The 2,941-nt window shown below is 42.1% G+C and carries 2 protein-coding genes and 1 pseudogene; 1 reads left to right on the top strand and 2 read right to left on the bottom strand.

Features of this window, described 5'->3' with window-relative positions:
- Positions 1–83, bottom strand: a pseudogene (locus tag ACERCG_RS12095) (IS1595 family transposase); the annotation flags it as partial.
- A 359-nt stretch (positions 84–442) separates the two neighbouring features.
- Between ACERCG_RS12095 and lepA the strand changes: the two are divergent.
- Positions 443–2,236, top strand: coding sequence for a translation elongation factor 4 (gene lepA / locus ACERCG_RS12090; RefSeq protein ID WP_373612299.1), 1,794 nt, complete (start codon positions 443–445; stop codon positions 2,234–2,236).
- Between the two features lie 116 nt (positions 2,237–2,352).
- Here lepA and ACERCG_RS12085 read toward each other — a convergent pair.
- Positions 2,353–2,941, bottom strand: a 589-nt coding sequence (locus ACERCG_RS12085) for an IS110 family transposase (protein WP_373612298.1), incomplete at its 5' end; no start/stop codon positions are given.

Below are 2,941 nucleotides of genomic sequence, written 5' to 3'. Positions count from 1 at the left end.
GTTCTAGCGGTCACTTCAGCAACAAAAAATTCAAGAAGCTTTTTCTGCAAAGATTTCTTTAATTTACAATGGGTTATCTTCATTTTTGTAGTATAGCAGTGATGCTAATCTACTACAGCCCCTTTTTCATTGTTGCCTCCTTAATTATTTTTATTTCTGTTATAACCATAGCATATAATATTTTGTTATGGTATATGGTTTTACCTCTTTATGGTTAATACCTGATGATCTATATCAATGAATATGTAAAGATGGAGACTAATTTAATATTTCTATTTGCTACAAGCGGTCGTTTTTATGAGGAAATTTGCAAATTTTTCGGAAAAAACAACCGCTTGTTGTTATTTGTTTTTCTTTGCAAAACCTTGTATTTCAAGTACAATTCCCCGATTAATTTTTTGATAAACAAATAACAAAACAGGACATTAACTGCCCGATGAAAATGCAAAATATTCGTAACTTTTCGATTATCGCTCATATCGATCACGGTAAATCAACCTTATCAGACCGCTTAATCCAAACCTGTGGCGGCTTATCTGACCGTGAAATGGAAGCCCAAGTATTAGACTCAATGGATCTTGAGCGTGAACGTGGAATTACCATCAAAGCACAAAGTGTAACCCTTAACTACAAAGCCAAAGATGGCGAAACTTATCAGCTTAACTTTATCGACACACCGGGGCACGTGGATTTCTCCTATGAGGTTTCTCGCTCGCTAGCCGCCTGTGAAGGGGCATTGTTAGTGGTTGATGCAGGGCAGGGGGTTGAAGCTCAAACATTGGCAAACTGCTACACCGCCATCGAAATGGATTTAGAAGTTGTGCCAATTCTAAACAAAATTGATTTACCAGCGGCTGAGCCTGAGCGTGTGGCAGAGGAAATTGAAGATATTGTCGGTATTGATGCCATTGATGCAGTACGCTGTTCAGCTAAAACAGGTTTAGGCATTGAAGATGTTTTAGAAGAAATCGTGAAGAAAATTCCTGCACCAGAAGGCGATCCTGAAGCAGCATTACAAGCCTTAATTATCGACTCTTGGTTCGATAACTATTTAGGTGTGGTTTCTTTAGTGCGTGTGAAAAATGGCGTGCTGAAAAAAGGCGATAAAATTAAAGTGATGAGTACAGGGCAGTCTTACAATGTAGATCGCTTAGGTATTTTCACGCCAAAACAAGTAGATACAACAGAACTTAAAACAGGCGAAGTAGGTTGGGTAGTTTGTGCGATTAAAGATATTTTAGGTGCACCAGTGGGCGATACATTAACCCACCACCACAACCCAGCAACGGAAGTATTACCGGGCTTTAAGAAAGTAAAACCACAGGTTTATGCAGGATTATTCCCAATTAGTTCAGACGACTACGAAGCCTTCCGTGAGGCTTTAGGTAAATTAAGCCTCAATGATGCGTCATTGTTCTATGAGCCAGAAACTTCAAGTGCGTTAGGCTTTGGTTTCCGCTGCGGCTTCTTAGGCTTATTGCATATGGAGATCATTCAAGAGCGTTTAGAGCGTGAATACGATCTTGATTTGATTACTACCGCTCCGACCGTAGTTTACGAAGTGGTGCAAACCAGTGGCGAAACGATCTATGTGGATAGCCCATCGAAACTCCCAGCAATCAACAATATTGCAGAAATTCGTGAGCCGATTGCAGAATGTAATATGCTTGTGCCACAAGAATTCCTAGGCAACGTGATTACCCTTTGTGTGGAAAAACGTGGTGTACAGACCAATATGGTCTATCACGGTAACCAAATCGCCTTAACTTACGAAATTCCAATGGGCGAAGTAGTGTTAGACTTCTTCGACCGCTTAAAATCAACCTCTCGTGGTTATGCTTCACTCGATTACGGTTTTAAACATTTCCAAACGGCTGATATGGTGCGTGTGGATATTATGATTAACGGCGAGCGTGTTGATGCGTTGGCGATTATCGTTCACCGTGCAAATGCGGCGTATCGTGGACGTGAATTAGTGGAAAAAATGCGTGAACTTATTCCACGCCAACAATTTGACATCGCAATTCAAGCGGCAATTGGCAACCACGTTATTGCTCGTTCAACCGTGAAACAGTTGCGTAAAAACGTATTGGCGAAATGTTACGGTGGCGACGTAAGCCGTAAGAAGAAACTTCTACAAAAACAAAAAGAGGGTAAAAAACGAATGAAATCTCTCGGTAACGTAGAAGTACCACAAGAAGCGTTCTTAGCAATTCTTCACGTGGGTAAAGATTAATTCGCAAAATAAATGAGGAATTAAACCGCTTGCAAGCGGTTATATTTCCAGAAACTTTTGCAAAAATGTAGCAACTGTATCTCCCCAACATTTTTGGCGAGATACAAATTCGTTAATTAAACCGCGTGAGCATTCCACTGTGAGCCATCACGGACGATGGCATTAATCACGGTTAAAAGCTTACGCATACAGGCGTTTACCGCCACTTTGAACGGTTTGCCACGAGCAATCAGCCGTTCATAAAATGCCTTGAACTTCGGTTCGTGTTGGCGGGCGACATTCGCCGCATTATAAAGTACGTTTCGTACCGCTTGTCGCCCACCCGAACAGCGACTATGCCATTTCTGGCTACCGCTCTCTTTCGGGTGTGGGGCAACACCAACCAGTGAAGCGATTTGCTTGTGGTTGAGCTTACCGAGTTCAGGGAGCATTGACATCAAAGTTGCACTCGTGATTGCACCTATCCCTTTGATGTCATTGAACTTTTTTAAAGTGTCGTCAAATACGGCAGTCGCTTGATTGATTTGTGTTTCCAGCTCATCAATTAAACGGTCAAAATGGGCAATCAACTGTTGGACACTCTCCCGCTGGCTGTCGTGGACTTGGTGAAGGCGGTTTTTCTCCGCCACCCGCATTTCAACCAGTTGGGTACGGCGTAAAACCAATGCTTCTAATTGCTCCATTTCAGGTGTTGGCGGAAGATAA

Source organism: Mannheimia sp. E30BD, from assembly GCF_041807785.1.
In the GTDB taxonomy this organism is placed as follows: domain Bacteria; phylum Pseudomonadota; class Gammaproteobacteria; order Enterobacterales; family Pasteurellaceae; genus Mannheimia.
This window is presented reverse-complemented; position numbering and strand designations above follow the sequence as displayed.

Coding starts and splice junctions, on each gene's coding strand:
- lepA (WP_373612299.1), top strand. CDS start 443: ATGCAAAATATTCGTAACTTTTCGATTATCGCTCATATCGATCACGGT.